Origin of the sequence: Mesobacillus boroniphilus JCM 21738, from assembly GCF_000517385.1 — a bacterium.
In the GTDB taxonomy this organism is placed as follows: domain Bacteria; phylum Bacillota; class Bacilli; order Bacillales; family Cytobacillaceae; genus Mesobacillus; species Mesobacillus boroniphilus.
The window spans coordinates 1-16,620 of record NZ_BAUW01000047.1 but is presented as its reverse complement, the minus strand read 5'-3'; the positions used below and the strand labels follow the sequence as shown (position 1 = coordinate 16,620).

The 16,620-nt window shown below is 45.2% G+C and carries 11 protein-coding genes and 7 pseudogenes; 16 read left to right on the top strand and 2 right to left on the bottom strand.

Features of this window, described 5'->3' with window-relative positions; all coding sequences use genetic code 11:
• Positions 1–23: 23 nt before the first annotated feature.
• The 10 genes and pseudogenes from fsa (at position 24) to spoIIR (ending at position 10,336) form a co-directional block, all read left to right on the top strand.
• On the top strand, positions 24–671 hold the full coding sequence (gene fsa / locus JCM21738_RS13345) for a fructose-6-phosphate aldolase (RefSeq protein WP_023613551.1): 648 nt from the start codon (positions 24–26) through the stop codon (positions 669–671).
• Positions 672–1,136: 465 nt separating this feature from the next.
• Positions 1,137–2,420: pseudogene (murA, locus tag JCM21738_RS13340) on the top strand (UDP-N-acetylglucosamine 1-carboxyvinyltransferase).
• Between the two features lie 257 nt (positions 2,421–2,677).
• A pseudogene (glpX, locus tag JCM21738_RS13335) lies at positions 2,678–3,636 on the top strand (class II fructose-bisphosphatase).
• 288 nt (positions 3,637–3,924) lie between these two features.
• Positions 3,925–5,195, top strand: a pseudogene (rho, locus tag JCM21738_RS13330) (transcription termination factor Rho).
• A 152-nt stretch (positions 5,196–5,347) separates the two neighbouring features.
• Positions 5,348–5,557 (top strand): 50S ribosomal protein L31, encoded by a 210-nt coding sequence (rpmE, locus tag JCM21738_RS13325; RefSeq protein WP_023613555.1) that lies wholly within the window; start codon positions 5,348–5,350, stop codon positions 5,555–5,557.
• 454 nt (positions 5,558–6,011) lie between these two features.
• A pseudogene (locus tag JCM21738_RS13315) lies at positions 6,012–6,631 on the top strand (thymidine kinase).
• A 299-nt stretch (positions 6,632–6,930) separates the two neighbouring features.
• A complete protein-coding gene (locus JCM21738_RS22540; RefSeq protein WP_023613558.1) occupies positions 6,931–7,380 on the top strand; it encodes a hypothetical protein in 450 nt (149 codons plus the stop codon).
• Positions 7,381–7,615: 235 nt separating this feature from the next.
• Positions 7,616–8,689: a peptide chain release factor 1 gene (gene prfA / locus JCM21738_RS13305; RefSeq protein WP_023613559.1), complete on the top strand. Its 1,074-nt coding sequence runs from the start codon at positions 7,616–7,618 to the stop codon at positions 8,687–8,689.
• A 1-nt stretch (position 8,690) separates the two neighbouring features.
• Positions 8,691–9,547: pseudogene (gene prmC / locus JCM21738_RS13300) on the top strand (peptide chain release factor N(5)-glutamine methyltransferase).
• Positions 9,548–9,640: 93 nt separating this feature from the next.
• Positions 9,641–10,336: a stage II sporulation protein R gene (gene spoIIR, locus JCM21738_RS13295; protein WP_031307653.1), complete on the top strand. Its 696-nt coding sequence runs from the start codon at positions 9,641–9,643 to the stop codon at positions 10,334–10,336.
• Positions 10,337–10,559: 223 nt separating this feature from the next.
• Here the strand turns inward: spoIIR and JCM21738_RS13290 are convergent, their stop codons facing one another.
• Both JCM21738_RS13290 and JCM21738_RS13285 read right to left on the bottom strand, forming a co-directional pair.
• Positions 10,560–10,901: a cupin domain-containing protein gene (locus JCM21738_RS13290; RefSeq protein ID WP_023613562.1), complete on the bottom strand. Its 342-nt coding sequence runs from the start codon at positions 10,899–10,901 to the stop codon at positions 10,560–10,562.
• A gap of 13 nt (positions 10,902–10,914) precedes the next feature.
• Entirely contained in the window at positions 10,915–11,292 is a 378-nt protein-coding gene (locus JCM21738_RS13285) for a globin domain-containing protein (protein ID WP_023613563.1), read from the bottom strand.
• A 306-nt stretch (positions 11,293–11,598) separates the two neighbouring features.
• Between JCM21738_RS13285 and JCM21738_RS13280 the strand changes: the two genes are divergently transcribed.
• The 6 genes and pseudogenes from JCM21738_RS13280 to JCM21738_RS13255 all read left to right on the top strand — a co-directional run bounded on the left by JCM21738_RS13280 (position 11,599) and on the right by JCM21738_RS13255 (position 16,580).
• Positions 11,599–11,988, top strand: a complete 390-nt coding sequence (locus JCM21738_RS13280; protein ID WP_023613564.1) for a KGG domain-containing protein — start codon at positions 11,599–11,601, stop codon at positions 11,986–11,988.
• Positions 11,989–12,137: 149 nt separating this feature from the next.
• Complete coding sequence (locus JCM21738_RS13275; protein ID WP_023613565.1) at positions 12,138–12,581, top strand: GNAT family N-acetyltransferase; 444 nt, start codon at positions 12,138–12,140, stop codon at positions 12,579–12,581.
• A 142-nt stretch (positions 12,582–12,723) separates the two neighbouring features.
• A pseudogene (locus JCM21738_RS27900) lies at positions 12,724–13,765 on the top strand (L-threonylcarbamoyladenylate synthase).
• Between the two features lie 283 nt (positions 13,766–14,048).
• Complete coding sequence (locus JCM21738_RS13265) at positions 14,049–14,603, top strand: manganese efflux pump MntP (protein WP_023613567.1); 555 nt, start codon at positions 14,049–14,051, stop codon at positions 14,601–14,603.
• Positions 14,604–14,751: 148 nt separating this feature from the next.
• A pseudogene (locus tag JCM21738_RS13260) lies at positions 14,752–15,188 on the top strand (low molecular weight protein arginine phosphatase).
• Positions 15,189–15,284: 96 nt separating this feature from the next.
• Positions 15,285–16,580: a methyl-accepting chemotaxis protein gene (locus JCM21738_RS13255; RefSeq protein ID WP_023613569.1), complete on the top strand. Its 1,296-nt coding sequence runs from the start codon at positions 15,285–15,287 to the stop codon at positions 16,578–16,580.
• Positions 16,581–16,620 lie beyond the last annotated feature (40 nt).

The following is a 16,620-nucleotide window of genomic DNA, read 5'->3' as shown; positions in this document are numbered from 1 at the left end:
ATGTCGACTGGAGGCGTTTACAAATGAAGTTTTTTATCGATACTGCAAATATGGAAGAAATTCGCGAGGCCTACACTCTTGGGATTTTATCCGGTGTCACAACAAACCCATCGCTCGTTGCAAAAGAAAAGAATGTGAAGTTTGAAGATCGCTTGAAGGAAATCACTGAATTGGTTCCTGGTTCCGTCAGCGCAGAAGTCATCGCTCTTGACGCAGAAGGCATGGTCAAAGAGGGAAAAGAGTTAGCAGCAATCGCTCCTAACATCACGATCAAAGTTCCAATGACCCCAGAAGGGTTAAAGGCCGTTTCTGTATTCTCGAAAGATGGAATCAAGACGAACGTAACATTGGTCTTCAGTGCAAACCAGGCTTTGCTGGCAGCAAGAGCAGGAGCTACATACGTTTCCCCATTCCTTGGCCGCCTGGATGACATTGGCCATAACGGACTAGACTTGATTTCGACGATTGCCGATATCTTCACAATCCACGGAATCGACACAGAAATCATCGCCGCGTCCATCCGCCATCCACAGCACGTAACAGACGCAGCCCTAAGAGGAGCACATATCGCAACCGTACCATACAAAGTTATCCAGCAAATGTTCAACCACCCACTAACAGACAAAGGAATCGAAGCATTCCTAAAAGACTGGGAATCACGCGGACAGTAATTTGTTCCTTGTTTAAGAATTGGGAAAAACAAACTAAAGATTTTAAATCCAGTTGATTGGAGTGGAAGGCGCGCAGACTCCTGCGGAAAGCGAAGCGCCTGGAACGGAAATCAACGACAGATCTCGGAGAGTCACTTTTTTAAAATGGGTTAAAGATTTCAGCCGCTCAGCGAATGGTAGGAATTAACAGGTTTATACACAGAGGTGGTCTCGGCCAACTGAGACCATCTCCTATTAGGAAGTTTTATCCAATTTAAACTTTCTTGCATTTTATTACATGAATTTGGGAATATCGTGTAAACTAAAGGAATAGAAACTCTCGGAATCTGAGTATTTTTAATGGAAGAATGTTCCTTATCGATTTCGGTAATCAAATCTAAGTGGAGCCTATATCGGTCTTAGCTGTAAAAAAGTTTGCATCTCCAGCTTGACCTTAATACATCACGGCTTAGAAGGGAGTCAAAAATGGAAAAGCTTAAGATTGCAGGCGGCTATCCTTTAAAAGGGACTGTTCGGGTCAGCGGTGCGAAAAACAGCGCAGTGGCCTTGATCCCAGCAACGATTTTAGCTGAATCGCCTGTGACCATTGAAGGTTTGCCGGATATTTCCGACGTTCATATGCTCAAGGACTTGATGGAGGAGATCGGCGGTTCTGTTGAATTCTCGAACAATGAAATGACGGTAGATCCGTCTTCCATGATTTCCATGCCTTTGCCGAATGGAAAAGTGAAAAAGCTGCGAGCTTCATATTATTTAATGGGAGCGATGCTGGGCCGTTTTAAAAAGGCTGTCATCGGACTGCCGGGCGGCTGCCATTTGGGCCCAAGGCCGATTGACCAGCATATAAAAGGATTCGAAGCGCTTGGAGCCAGCGTGACAAACGAACAGGGAGCTATTTACCTGCGTGCTGACGAGCTACGCGGTGCCAAGATTTATCTTGACGTCGTAAGTGTTGGGGCAACAATCAACATCATGCTTGCCGCTGTCCGTGCAAAAGGGCGCACAATCATTGAAAATGCGGCAAAAGAGCCGGAAATCATTGATGTAGCGACCTTGCTCTCAAATATGGGAGCAAAAATCAAAGGGGCGGGTACAGATGTCATACGTATCGATGGTGTCGACGAGCTTCACGGCTGCCGTCATACGATCATTCCTGACCGCATCGAAGCAGGGACATACCTGATTCTTCGCTGCCATTGGTGAAGGTGTAACAATAGATAATGTCATTCCTCAGCATATTGAGTCACTTGTGGCCAAGCTGAAGGAAATGGGTGCCATAATTGAAGCAAGTGACGAGCAAATCTTTGTCGCGCCAACAGAGCGATATAAAGCAATCGATATTAAGACGCTTGTTTACCCTGGTTTCCCAACCGATTTGCAGCAGCCATTCACAGCGCTGCTGACAAGGGCAGAGGCTCAAGTGTCGTGACAGATACGATTTATGGCGCCCGCTTCAAGCATATCGACGAGCTTAGGAGGATGAATGCCAATATTAAAGTCGAAGGCAGATCGGCAATCATCAGCGGTCCTGTCAAGTTGCAGGGAGCTAAAGTAAAGGCCAGTGACCTCCGTGCCGGAGCGGCGCTTGTCATTGCCGGACTGATGGCGGAAGGCATCACCGAAATCACGGGTGTAGACCATATCGACCGCGGCTATAGCCATATTGTTGAAAAGCTAAATGGACTAGGTGCCACAATTTGGCGTGAAGATATGACATCTGAAGAACAAGAAGAAGTAAAAAAATCATAAAAAGTATAGTACAATAGAGCTGTACAATACAAATAGTGGTGCTAATGCTTATCGAAAACGCTGAATAGTATAACTTATTTGACTGTCTAGCGGCCAACCGCTGCTGCATCAAAGTTTCGCTTCCTAAGCAGTTCCGAGACATAATCGGCAACGAGGAGAATGCTGATTTATGGAAAGGTCTTTATAGGAAGGAAGGGATTGCAAGGTATACCTTTTTCGGTGGGCATTAGTCCCTTTCATGATTAGGGGATGATCATATGGAACGTAGCTTAACGATGGAGCTTGTCCGCGTGACAGAAGCAGCTGCGCTTGCTTCAGCCCGCTGGATGGGACGCGGGAAAAAAGAAGAAGCTGACGATGCTGCAACGACGGCAATGAGAGATGTGTTTGACACCATCCCGATGAAGCACAGTCGTAATCGGCGAAGGGGAAATGGACGAAGCACCGATGCTATATATCGGTGAAAAGCTTGGGACAGGCTATGGTCCGCGTTTGGATGTTGCTGTCGATCCTTTGGAGGGAACGAGCATTGTCGCGTCAGGCGGCTGGAATGCCCTTGCAGTCCTCGCAGTGCTGATAACGGCAACCTGCTTCACGCACCGGATATGTACATGGATAACTTGCCGTTGGTCCTGAGGCTGTAGGAATGGTCGATATCAATGCTTCCGTTCTTGATAATCTGAAGGCAGTGGCAAAAGCGAAGAACAAAGATATTGAAGATGTAGTGGCAACGGTACTGAACCGTCCTCGCCATGAACATATCATTGCCCAGCTTCGTGATGCAGGAGCAAGAATCAAATTGATCAATGACGGTGATGTAGCTGGCGCGATCAATACGGCATTTGATACTACCGGCGTGGATATCCTGTTCGGTTCAGGCGGAGCACCTGAGGGTGTAATCGCAGCGGTAGCGCTGAAAAGCCTCGGCGGCGAAATCCAGGGTAAATTGCTTCCGCAAAATGACGCAGAACTTGAGCGCTGCAAAAAGATGGGCATCGATGTCAATAAAGTCCTGCTTATGGAAGATTTCGTCCGTGGCGACGATGCGATTTTCGCAGCAACAGGCGTAACCGATGGCGAGCTGTTAAAAGGAGTCCAGTTCAAAGGTTCATATGGCTCAACCCATTCAGTCGTCATGCGCGCAAAATCAGGCACAGTCCGCTTCATTGAAGGACAGCACAGCCTGAAGAAAAAGCCGCATCTGGTAATGAAATAATCATATTTTTTTATAAAAATGACTGCAAACCCTTACAAACAAGCTCCCTTCACCGCATTCTTTAGGTAAAGGGAGCTAATAAATAAAAAGATTGATTATTTTTCCTGTTTAAGGGTAAAATGAAAATTGTTTTAATGCACATAGACACAAACTAGTAAGATTACCTTCATTAATTCCTTCTTACAACCTTCAAAGGAAACTCATTTCTTCTTTTTCCATCCATACGCTGATATTCTTAATACATTTTTTTATGGGGGAAATCGAAATATTTTAAGGCGTGGTGACATTATGGAAGTAAATATTTCAAGCTTAGAAAATATGAAATTGAAAGAGCTTTATGAACTGGCAAAAGAGTATAAAGTCTCTTACTACAGCAAATTATCGAAGAAAGAACTTATTTTTGCTATTTTAAAAGCGCGTGCGGAACAGCAGGGCTACTTTTTCATGGAAGGTGTCCTGGAAATCATCCAGTCTGAAGCTTTGGTTTCCTGCGCCCGATTAACTACTCTCCAAGCTCAGAGGATATCTATATCTCGGCTTCGCAGATCCGCCGTTTTGATCTAAGGAACGGAGATAAAGTATCAGGGAAGGTCCGTCCTCCTAAAGAGAATGAACGTTACTTCGGCTTGCTTCAGGTAGAGGCAGTCAATGGGGATGACCCTGAATCGGCGAAGGAAAGGGTTCACTTCCCGGGCTTGACTCCATTATATCCTGACCGCATGATGAAACTGGAGACAATTCATAGACATATATCAACCAGAATCATGGATGTCATCGCTCCAGTAGGATTTGGCCAGCGCGGCTTGATTGTCGCACCGCCTAAGGGTGGTAAGACCATGCTTTTAAAGGAAATAGCCAACAGCATTACGACGAATCATCCTGAAGCAGAATTAATCGTGCTGCTGATCGACGAGCGTCCAGAAGAGGTAACAGATATCGAACGTTCCGTGGTCGGCGATGTTGTCAGCTCAACATTTGATGAAGTGCCAGAAAACCATATCAAAGTCGCTGAGCTTGTGCTAGAGCGTGCGATGCGCCTGGTAGAGCATAAACGTGATGTCATCATCCTGATGGACAGCATCACCCGTCTTGCGCGTGCCTATAACCTTGTCATCCCGCCAAGCGGACGTACATTGTCCGGCGGTATTGACCCTGCGGCATTCCATCGTCCGAAGCGCTTTTTTGGTGCGGCGCGTAACATCGAGGAAGGCGGCAGCCTGACAATCCTGGCGACAGCGCTTATCGAGACAGGTTCACGCATGGATGATGTCATTTATGAAGAGTTCAAGGGAACCGGGAATATGGAACTCCATCTTGACCGTTCACTTGCAGAAAGAAGGATCTTCCCGGCAATCGACATCCGCAGATCCGGAACGAGGAGAGAAGAATTGCTTATTCCGAAAGATCATCTGGATAAGCTGTGGGCTATCCGCAAATCAATGTCGGATTACCCGGATTTTGCGGAAAAATTCCTTCGTAAGCTAAGATTGTCCAAGTCGAATGAAGATTTCTTCGCTGTTCTGGGCGAGGAGATGAAGGGGAATAACAAACGTTCATAATTCCAAATTATGGTCGTAAAAACTAACTTGAAATATATAGATGGACTTGTTATAATGATTGCAGTGTGTTTTTCCAATAACGGCAGGATTGCTATAGCCGTTGATTATAACTCTGTTTCGGATATGATTCAGGGCGGAAGGAGATGAAAAGAATGAAATCAGGAATTCATCCAAACTACAAAACAGTTAAGGTGACTTGCGCTTGCGGAAACGAATTCGAAACTGGTTCTGTTAAGAACGAGATTCGCGTTGAAACTTGCTCTGAATGCCACCCATTCTATACTGGACGTCAGAAGTTTGCTGAAGCTGGCGGACGTGTTGACCGTTTCAACAAGAAATACGGTCTTAAAAATGAACAGTAATATAAGAAATGATAGAACAGGCAAGAAGCTTTGCGACTTGCCTGTTTTTTATTTTTTAATAGGAAATTATAAAATATTTTCAATGTGGATAACTATCCAGGTTTTCTTAATCCAGCTCCAGCGCCTAGCCCCTTGAGTCGCTTCGGTCCGCCCAATGAAGTCAAAGAACGACTTCACTGGTCGGCCCTCCAGCGCTTGTCGGGGCTGAACGAGGCGCTTGCGCTTTTTGTTCTGCATTTTTTGAAAAGCTGCCTGTGTTTTGGGTACATAAATTTAATTTTGTGAACTTTAATATTGTGTCTGGATTCAGCTCTGATTTTTGTTATAATGGAAAAAGCTGAAAAAAGTGTCGAACTTTTAACCAGGCTTTTTCGTACCTTTATGGAAAAAAGAAGCCGTAAAAATACGAAAACAGCTTTTACTATATTTGCCACCGAGGAAGGAGAGGCCGACCATGTACGTTATGAAACAAAGCGGATGGATTGAATTGATCTGCGGCAGCATGTTTTCCGGTAAATCAGAAGAACTGATCCGACGTGTGCGCAGAACTCAATTTGCCAAGCAAAAAATTGCTGTATTCAACCTGCGATTGATAACCGCTACAGCGAAGAATCTGTTGTATCACACAACGGAACTGCAGTTACTGCCAAGCCTATTGCCAACTCTATTGATATTTTCAAGCATATCAACCCTGAAATCGATGTCATTGCCATTGATGAAGTGCAATTTTTTGACAATGAAATCCTTCAGGTGATCCAGCATCTTGCAGACAGCGGGTACCGCGTCATCGTTGCCGGACTTGACCAGGATTTCCGCGGCGAGCCATTCGGCCAGATGCCAGCTTTGATGGCAGTTGCAGAAATTGTGACCAAGCTCCAGGCAGTGTGTGCGGTATGTGGATCGCCATCCAGCCGAACACAGCGTTTGATCGACGGCAAGCCAGCCTCTTATGATGATCCCGTCATTCTCGTTGGCGCGTCCGAATCGTACGAACCACGATGCAGACACCATCATGAAGTACCAAAGTCACCAAACGAGCTTAAGATCGAGAAAACGACTGAAAGCTTAACATAATGATGAAACCTCCTGGTTGCGGGGGGATTTTTTTTTGTCTTGCAGGTTTAAAAATTCCCTGATATTGGGTGAATATGCAATTACTTCATGTAATGGTGCAATTATGACAATGGAAGGTGCAATTAACGTTTCCGAACGTGCATTATTACTCTTGAACGTGCAATTGTAGGGGCTGAGTAAGAGAATAATTTTTCCAGTTGCTGTTTTTTTGGAAAATGTTGATTTAGGAGCTCAACAATACTGTTTCGATGCATTTCAGCAGCTTTTTGGGGCAACCTAACAGCGGGAGGTGCCATAATTTGAAAAAATTACTCATGTTGTTTGTGCTTGCGATGGTTATGGTTTCAGGATGTGGCCAGGATAATACAGATTCGGTCTATGACAAGGATGAAGACCAGGCTGGCGTGGACCTGAATAGGGATCAAGACGGTGTCCGAGAAGGAGATGGCCCAAATTTCACGAGGGACCAGGACGACGGTATGACAATGACTGATCAGAACCCGAATCTGCTGAATACCGATAATGAAAACCACCATAGTTTTTCCCAGGATGTCCAAAAAGCCAAGGACGTCATTTCTGATGCTGGCTATGAACCGGGCTCCATCTGGATTAACGGCGGCGAAATGAACGTAACCGCACAACTTCAAGGGCGCGTAACCAGAAAAGACCGTGAAGATGCCCAAAAGACACTGCAGAAGAAGCTGACAAGAGCATTGCCACGCTACGACATCAATGTTGATATTGAATAAAATTTTTGCAGCGCCACAGCATGCTCAAACTAGGGCATGCTTTTTCCTTTATACATAAGATGCATGCACAAGGCATTGATACTCTTCCATTCACAATGGCTTTGACTGGGTGTGTCAGCTATACTATAATTATAATGTTATACTATGTTGAATTATCGGACCTGTTGCGGAAATACACAGGCAGAATAAATCTATAATCCAATTTTTAAGGCAATGAAAATAGAGGTGAGTGTCCGTGTTTGATCGTCTTCAAGCAGTTGAGGATCGTTATGAAAGATTGAATGAGCTATTGAGTGATCCGGAAGTTGTCAATGATTCAAAGAGGCTCCGCGAGTATTCAAAGGAGCAGTCTGATATCCAGGAAACAGTCATGGCCTACCGTGAGTATAAAGAAGTTAAAGAACAGCTGGCAGATGCGAAAGCGATGCTCGAGGATAAGCTCGATGCAGAGATGCGCGAAATGGTAAAGGAAGAAATCTCTGAGCTTGAACCGCGCATAGAGGAGCTTGAAGCTCGTATCAAGCTTCTGCTTATCCCTAAAGACCTTAACGATGACAAGAACGTTATCATGGAAATCCGCGGCGCTGCAGGCGGCGATGAAGCTGCGTTATTTGCCGGTGACCTATACAGGATGTACAGCCGTTATGCAGAATCACAGGGCTGGAAAACGGAAGTCATCGATGCCAGCACGACCGGCGTGGGTGGTTTTAAAGAAATTATCTTCATGATCAATGGTAATGGCGCTTATTCGAAAATGAAGTTCGAAAACGGTGCGCACCGCGTCCAGCGTGTTCCTGAAACAGAATCTGGCGGCCGTATCCATACTTCAACAGCTACGGTTGCATGTCTTCCAGAAGCAGAGGAAGTCGAAATCGAGCTGCATGACAAGGATATCCGCTTCGATACATTTGCATCCAGCGGTGCCGGCGGACAATCCGTTAACACAACGATGTCAGCTGTCCGTCTGACGCACATCCCAACTGGAATCGTCGTATCATGTCAGGATGAAAAGTCCCAGCACAAGAACAAAGACAAGGCGATGAAGGTACTTCGCGCCCGTGTTTATGATAAGTTCCAGCAGGAAGCACAGGCGGAATATGACCAGGTCCGTAAGTCAGCTGTAGGTACTGGTGACCGCTCTGAGCGGATCCGTACGTACAACTTCCCGCAAAACCGCGTGACTGACCACCGTATCGGCCTGACAATCCAGAAGCTTGACCAGATTCTTCAGGGCAAGATGGAGGAAATCATCGAAGCGCTAATTATGGAAGACCAATCTCAAAGACTTGAGAGTGCGAACAATGACTAATGTGAAAATATTTGAAGCCCTCAATTGGGCTTCTTCTTTTTTAAAAGAACATAACCGTGAGGAGTTCGCCGGTGAACTTTTACTTAGGCACTATTCGAGGCTGTCCCGCACGTCAATGCTCGCGGTGATGCGTGACGAACTTGGTGGGGAAGTGTGGATCGATTTTCAGACTGCTGTAAAAAGGCATGCTGCTGGGGAGCCAATCCAATATATCATCGGCAGCGAGGAGTTTTACGGCCGCCGATTCAACGTGAATGAACATGTGCTGATTCCCCGCCCGGAGACGGAGGAGCTTGTTTATGGAACACTTCAGCGTCTGGAAAAGCTTTTTCCGGAGAGCGGGCAAATTGATCTTGTCGATGTCGGTACCGGGAGTGGTGCAATATCGATAACGTTGAAGCTGGAAAAACCAGCTTTGAAGGTAACAGCTACCGACCTTTCTGAGGATGCCCTTGAGGTGGCGCGGAAAAATGCCAGCGAACTGGGGGCTGAGATTGATTTTATCCAGGGGGATTTGCTGCAGCCGCTGATTTTACAGGGCAAAAAAGTTGATGCTGTCATCTCTAACCCGCCATATATCCCTGTTGCGGACCAGGAGTGGATGTCCGACATCGTAACTGAACATGAACCGCATATGGCGCTTTTTGCAGGCGAAGATGGACTGGACCTGTATCGGCGGTTCATGGAGGAACTTCCACTGGTATTGAAGGAGAAGGCATTAGTCGGCTTTGAAATTGGCGCTGGCCAGGGGAAAGCTGTAAGTGCGCTTCTGGAAAAAACCCTCCCGCATGCAGGGTGGAGATTGTTTTTGATATCAATGCCAAGGACCGGATGGTGTTTGCGGAAATGGACTCCTAAAAAAGGGGTCCAATTTTTTTCAAAATTACTAGTTTAAGAATCTATCAAACTGTCCACACTGTGACTAGTGAAGGGACGGTGCGAAAGATGAGGATGAAAAAATCAGCAGCTATTTTATACATACTCTTATTATGTGCAGGTACCATTTTAAGTTTATATACACCAAAAAGTGAAGTGACAGCTAAGGAAGCGATGGTCATCCCAAACGAGGCGATCCGCCTGAGGATTCTTGCCGACAGTGATCTGGAAAAGGACCAGAATATCAAACGCCTGATTCGCGACGAAGTGAATAAAGAGATCACGAAATGGGTCCAGGAGCTGACTTCGATTGAAGAAGCGAGGAACGTCATTAACTCCAAGCTTCCAGAAATCCAGTCAATCGCGGAAAGAGTTGTCACAGCAGAAGGTTCAAATCATTCGGTAAAAACTGAGTTTGACAAAGTCCAGTTTCCTACAAAGTTATATGGTCAGCTCCTCTATCCGGCAGGTGAGTACGAAGCAATCTTGATCACGATCGGTGAAGGCGAAGGCGCGAACTGGTGGTGCGTCCTCTACCCGCCATTATGCTTCCTCGACTTTTCAAACGGAGAAGCAACAAGCGAAGGCTTCGACGAAAAAGACGACAAAGGCGATGTAAAGGCTGATGCTGAAGACGAGTCAGCAGATGCAAAGCGGGATGAAGAAAAAGAAAGTAAAAAAGGCAAAAAAACAGTGTATGAAGGCGGCGAAGAAGAAGAAGTGGAGGTAACATTCTTTCTCGTTGAGATTTGGAACAGGATTTTCGGATAAAAACAGCCCCCGCGCAGGCCGCAGGGGCTTATTTTTAGCTTGAAATACCATGATGGCAATTTTTATTGGCGAATTTTTAATTATTTCGACCACATTTTGAATTAATTTGGCGAATTTTTTAATATTTCGACCACATTTTGAATTTATTCGACCACTTTTAAGAATAATTCGACCAACTGGGGTTTATCCGCTCATGATTGAGCTTCTATCGAGATATTTGCGATTAAATATTCTGCGCAAATCTCTCATCCGGAACCTTGTTGAGCATCACATAAAGTGTGACTGGCTCTGAGCCGGTATTTTTATAAGCGAGCTCTTCTGTTAAGCTCACATGTACTGTTTCATTCGCAGCTGCCACTACTTCTTCCCCATCAATCGTGAAAGTGCCTTCGCCCTGCATCGTTAAAATAAACACTTCTGTACCTGGATGTGTGTGCTTTGGCAGCTCCTGTCCTGGCATGAAGTTCAAAAGGAATACAGTGCTCTCGCCTTTTTTGAAGACAATCCTCTTAGTAAAACGTTCTTCACCGAATTCCTGGTATTGTTTCAAAGATTGTTTTTCCATAATAAAATCCTCCTTATTGACTGTTGATCATGATTGGTGCAATCTGGCTCAAACGCTCGAACAGGGCCTTTCCGCCGTCGGTTTCAATCAAACCCGTTTCCGTAAGTGTTTCGTGCATCAGCTTCAGCCATGCCTGGGCGCGCACCGGCGTGATTTCGAATGGCATATGCCGCACTCTCATATTGGGCGGTCCAAATTCCTCGCTGTAAAGCGCGCCCCCGCCGGTCAGCTGTGTAAGGAACATCCACTGCTTCCGCTTGATTTCATCCATATCGCCTTCGAACAAAGGGCTGAGCTCCTCATTTTCATAAACCTTTGGATAAAAAGTATCGACAATCAACCTGATTGATTCGTCGCCGCCAATCCGGTCATATATTGTTTTTATTTCCATGCCGTTTCCCCTTTTTGAGAAAGGTTTTCAATTACTTGATTTTATTATACCCACATAAAACAGGCAGGATAGTGACTTAAATCACTCACTTGTGAATTTTTCACTTTGAGAAGCTAGGAAACATTAGCTAGCTTCTCTTAAGAAATACTTGGTAAAGGAGGAAAAACGACTGTCGGAATTACCAAAAATATTACATTATTCAAACAAGCATATTACATTCCCTTGATACTAGTTTTGGGATAGGAGATTCCGGATATCTAAGGTAGTGTAACATCAAAACTTAGATTTCAAGGAGGATGAGTAATAATGGCTAAAAACAATAACAATGATAAGATGTCACGTGAAGAACGAGGACGTATGGGCGGCGAAGCTACAAGCCAAAACCATGGCAGCGATTTTTATCAGGAAATCGGCCGTAAAGGCGGCGAAGCAACTTCCAACAATCACGATCAAGATTTCTATCAGGAAATTGGCCGCAAAGGCGGAGAGGCTACTGCTGAGAGCCATGACAGCGAATTCTACCAGGAAATCGGGAAAAAAGGTGGCGAAGCAACATCAGAAAGCCACGACAAGGACTTCTATCAGGAGATCGGCCGCAAAGGCGGAGAAGCGACTTCTGAAAACCATGACCGAAGCTTCTATGAAGAAATCGGTGAAAAAGGCGGCAATGCCCGCAACAACAATAACAATAAATAACCAATTGGCATAGAAAGCCTGGAATTAAAAGATGCACGGCAGCTTTCATTTTAATGAAGGCTGCCGTGTTTCTTTTTCCCCTTTTTAAGTTCTACATTTTCATACCTCTCATATTTATTTACTAGAATCTTATTTTTGAGGTGATAGATATGACGTGGAAAATCAGAAGTGCGAATCAAGAGGATCTACCAAAGCTGGAAGCTTTTTTAACAGAGGCTGGAGTTAGTGCGGAAGGATTGAATGACTCAATCCAAAACTTTTCTTTGATGGAAAATCAGGAAGGAGAGCTTAAGGCGTGCCTTGGGGTAGAGCCCGTGGGAAATGCAGGGTTGCTGCGCTCATTTGTCGTTTCCCCGCAAATTGGCCAGCCCGATTTGATGCTTCTTTTTAAACGGGCATTCCTGACAGCGAAAAATCAGGAGCTTGATGAGCTATATCTGGTTACTAACAAGATGAGTGCAGTTTCCTTCTTCAGCAGCCTGGGTTTTGAAATGGTAAACCAATCAGAGCTTCCAGAGACTATCCTTGAAAAAAGCCATTTAAAACAAGTTCTAACTGTGGATAACTCCGCAATTATGAAAATAATTCTGTGAATTGTGGATTAATCCACAAAGATATCCACAGTTTCCTTAAAATTATACACAATTTGTGGATAAAAACTTGTGTTCTTCTTATTCTTCTTTTATACTTTCATGGAAATATACTAGTTTAGCGAGAAGTAAAAGGTGGATGTACATGCAAACACAAATGTGGACAGTGGATAAGAATGTGGATAATTTAAAAACATATCCACAAATCATCGAAGCTGCACAAAAACTGAAGCGAAATGATGTAGTTGCTTTTCCGACAGAAACGGTTTATGGCCTTGGCGGCAACGCAGAAAGCGATGAAGCCGTCTTGAAAATATTCGAAGCAAAAGGAAGACCTGTGGATAACCCGTTGATTGTGCATATTTCAAATCGTGAACAGATTCATTCTTTTGTAAAAGAAATTCCCGATCAGGCAGCAGTTTTAATGGATGCTTTTTGGCCAGGACCGTTGACGATTATCCTGGAAAAAAAGAGGGTGCGCTTTCTGAAAAAGCAACTGCCGGTTTGTCCACAGTTGCAGTCAGAATGCCCGACCATCCGATAGCATTGGCGATTATCGAAGCATCCGGTTTGCCACTGGCAGCCCCGAGCGCAAACCTGTCAGGCAAGCCGAGCCCGACGACTGCGAATCACGTTGCCGATGATTTGACGGGCCGGATTTCCGGAATTGTCGATGGCGGAGCGACAGGAGTAGGCCTTGAATCAACAGTTGTCGATTGCACCGGTAAAATCCCGGCGATTTTAAGGCCGGGCGGCGTAACAAAGGAACAGCTGGAAGAAGTAGTCGGTGAAGTCGCCGTCGATCCAGCCTGAAGGATTCAAATCAGGCGCCAAAATCCCCTGGGATGAAATATCGCCACTACGCACCAAATGCGCCTTTCTACCTTGTTGATGGAACAAGAGAACAAATCCAGCAGCTTGTGAATGAAAGGCGGAACGAAGGCCTGAAAGTCGGCGTGATGACGACGAAGGAAAACCAAGAGTTTTATGACGCCGATTTTGTGATAGCCTGTGGCGAAAGAGCAAGACTCGAATCAGTCGCCGAAGCACTCTATGGTACACTCCGGGCCTTCAATCAAGAAGATCTCGATATCATTTTCGGTGAAGTTTATCCAGAACAAGGCGTAGGCCAGGCGATCATGAACCGGCTGTCAAAAGCATCGGGACTGCAAATCATTGAAAAATAATGTTTTTCAGAGAAGCGCTTCAGTTGTTGGAGCGCTTTTAATATTAATGAACATAGGTTGCAGGAAATGTCAGTTGAACTGATATAATATCATTGCGCCACACTGCCAATTGAAATCATTGTAATACCAGTTAAACTGAATTGACCCCAGTTGAAGCCGATGCTCTTCTAAAAAGCCCCTGTATGAACAAAACTCATAATCATTTCGAAACCTGAAAATTCCATACTTCTAAATCCTTTAGGACATGCATATGCTGAATTAGCAAGTCCGAGGGGGCGAAGACATGACAACAATAGCCGGCGAATTATTCACACTTATGTTGATGGCATTCGCGTTGGGAATGGATGCCTTTTCCGTTGGTCTCGGAATGGGCATGTTCAGACTGACGAAAAGGCATATATTTAAAATTGGCGTCACCATTGGTTTGTTCCATGTGTGGATGCCGCTGCTTGGAATGGTGGCTGGGAGATTTTTGTCCGAGCAGTTCGGGGCAATAGCTGGTTATATTGGCGGCCTGCTCCTGATTGTGCTGGGTGTCCAGATGATCTGGGCCAGCTTCAAGGAAGATGAGACAAGCGTGATTACCCCGGTTGGCAAGGGTTTATTTATTTTTGCCCTCAGCGTCAGCCTAGACAGTTTTTCAGTAGGATTGACACTTGGAATTTACGGTGCGAGGACACTGCTTGTTCTGATCTGTTTCGGCATAGCGGCAATGGTCCTAACGTGGGCGGGCCTCCTGGTCGGAAAAAGAGTGCAGGGGTGGCTTGGTACATACAGTGAGGCATTAGGAGGCAGCATTTTGCTCGCATTCGGACTCAAATTGCTGCTTCCTCTATAAAACTTTTTCGTGCACCTGCTCGTCAGGTGTACTTTTTTTGTATAAAATTTTGTGCACTTGCCAAGCAGTGTTTTTTCTGTCTAGCAAAAATGAAAATGCTGGCCGATTATCTTATAATGGGGAAAAGTTAACCATAGGAGGGAAAAGCATGGCGCGCATTTTATTTGTCTGTACAGGAAACACATGCCGCAGCCCGATGGCGGAAGCGATTTTAAAAAGCAAGCAGCTGTCCGGAGTAGAGGTGAAATCGGCAGGCGTATATGCCCAAATGGTGCGGAGGCTTCTGTCAACGCGAAGGCCGTGCTCGAGGAAAACAATATCAGCCATGATCATCGCTCCTCGACGTTAACAAGGGAAGATATCGACTGGGCAACTTTGGTCCTGACGATGACACAGAGCCATAAAGGCTTGATCATTAACCAATATCCATTCGCTGCGGATAAAACTTTTACACTGAAAGAATTTGCGGATGTAAAGGAAAACCTGGATGTGGCGGATCCATTTGGCGGTAATGAACAAATTTATCGCCAAGCTTTTAAAGAAATTCAAAAAAGTATCGAAAGAATTCTAGATAAAATCCGATAATACCTTTGAGAAATTCTTTTTGGATGTGGCACGATCGCTCCGAAAAGCGCAATGATGCTAAAACGTCATTCTATTATTTTTTCAGGGGGATTATCAGTGGGTTCTAAACGCAGCTACAAAATGGGATTAAGAAAGAAAATGGTCATGCTGACGACTGTATTGGCGATCATTACTTATTCAACAAGCGCATTTTTTATTTATTTTCTGAATCCTTTCGTTCAAAATTTCTTGGAGATCAATTCGGTCGTTTATACGGCTGCCGTTCTAGCTATGGGGATTTTCTGGTCTGGTCTGCTTGCGTATATGGCTGCCGGTTTGATTATCAAGCCGTTGCAAAAGCTCGAGCATTCTGCAATAAAAGCAGCACAGGGCGAAATTGGCGAGGATGCAGAAGTTTCAAAATCGGATGATGAGATCCGCTCTTTGGGACTCGCCTTCAATAATATGCTATCAAACCTGCGTGAAATGGTCAGCCAGATTGATAGTAACTTTAAAGAAACAAATGAAAAAGTCATTCAGATTTCCGGGCAATCTGCGGCAGCATCCGAGCAGGCGTCCATTATCTCGACAACAATCAAAGAAATTGCAGCCGGGGCAGATTCTTCTGCTCTATCTACACAGACTACAGCTGAGTCTGTCGATGAAGTCATCCGAATCGCAGAGGATGTTCAGGAAAAAGCGCGGAATTCCGAATCAATTTCTGTGGAAATGGTCAAAGACCTGCAGGAGTCGAAAAATGCAATCCACTCACTCATTTCCGGCATCGAGACACTGGCAAATGATAACCGGGAGTCGCTTGGGACGGTAAAAAGACTGGAAGAAAACGCGACAAAAGTAGAGCAAATCATCCAGCTTGTTGGAGATATCGCAGCACAGACGAATTTGCTCGCCTTGAACGCATCGATTGAAGCAGCAAGAGCTGGTGAGCACGGAAAAGGATTTGCTGTCGTTGCCGAAGAAGTGAGGAAGCTTGCAGACCAGAGTGCGGATGCGGTCCAGGGAATATCCGAACTGATCCAGAACATCCAGTCTGAAGTCCAAAATGTTGTCGGCCAGATCAGCAGACAGGTTGAAACAGCGAACGGAGAAGCGAAAAAAGGCGAGAAAACGAACCAGGTGATCGACGCGATGACCTCAACGATTCATGAGATGGCAGATGTCATCCATACAATTGCTGCGCTGGTCGAAACACAAATGGAAACCATCCAGCACACATCAACCCAATCGCAGGAAATGGCAGCAATTGCAGAAGAAACATCCGCAGGAGCAATCAGTGTAGCATCAGCAGCAGAGCAGCAGGCAGAAGTCATCGGGAATGTCGAGGAGTTAGCTGTAGAACTCAAGAATCAGGCGGAAAAATTAAAAGGAACGATTACGAAGTTTTCGTTATAGACTATGAACCACAGCTGCGAGCTGTGGTTTCTTTTATCTT

What these genes read in the sequence shown, in the direction of transcription:
- fsa (WP_023613551.1), top strand. Translation starts at nt 24, where the DNA reads ATGAAGTTTTTTATCGATACTGCAAATATGGAAGAAATTCGCGAGGCC.
- rpmE (WP_023613555.1), top strand. Translation starts at nt 5,348, where the DNA reads ATGAAATCAGGAATTCATCCAAACTACAAAACAGTTAAGGTGACTTGC.
- spoIIR (WP_031307653.1), top strand. Translation starts at nt 9,641, where the DNA reads ATGAAAAAATCAGCAGCTATTTTATACATACTCTTATTATGTGCAGGT.
- JCM21738_RS13290 (WP_023613562.1), bottom strand. Translation starts at nt 10,901, where the DNA reads ATGGAAAAACAATCTTTGAAACAATACCAGGAATTCGGTGAAGAACGT.
- JCM21738_RS13285 (WP_023613563.1), bottom strand. Translation starts at nt 11,292, where the DNA reads ATGGAAATAAAAACAATATATGACCGGATTGGCGGCGACGAATCAATC.
- JCM21738_RS13280 (WP_023613564.1), top strand. Translation starts at nt 11,599, where the DNA reads ATGGCTAAAAACAATAACAATGATAAGATGTCACGTGAAGAACGAGGA.
- JCM21738_RS13275 (WP_023613565.1), top strand. Translation starts at nt 12,138, where the DNA reads ATGACGTGGAAAATCAGAAGTGCGAATCAAGAGGATCTACCAAAGCTG.
- JCM21738_RS13265 (WP_023613567.1), top strand. Translation starts at nt 14,049, where the DNA reads ATGACAACAATAGCCGGCGAATTATTCACACTTATGTTGATGGCATTC.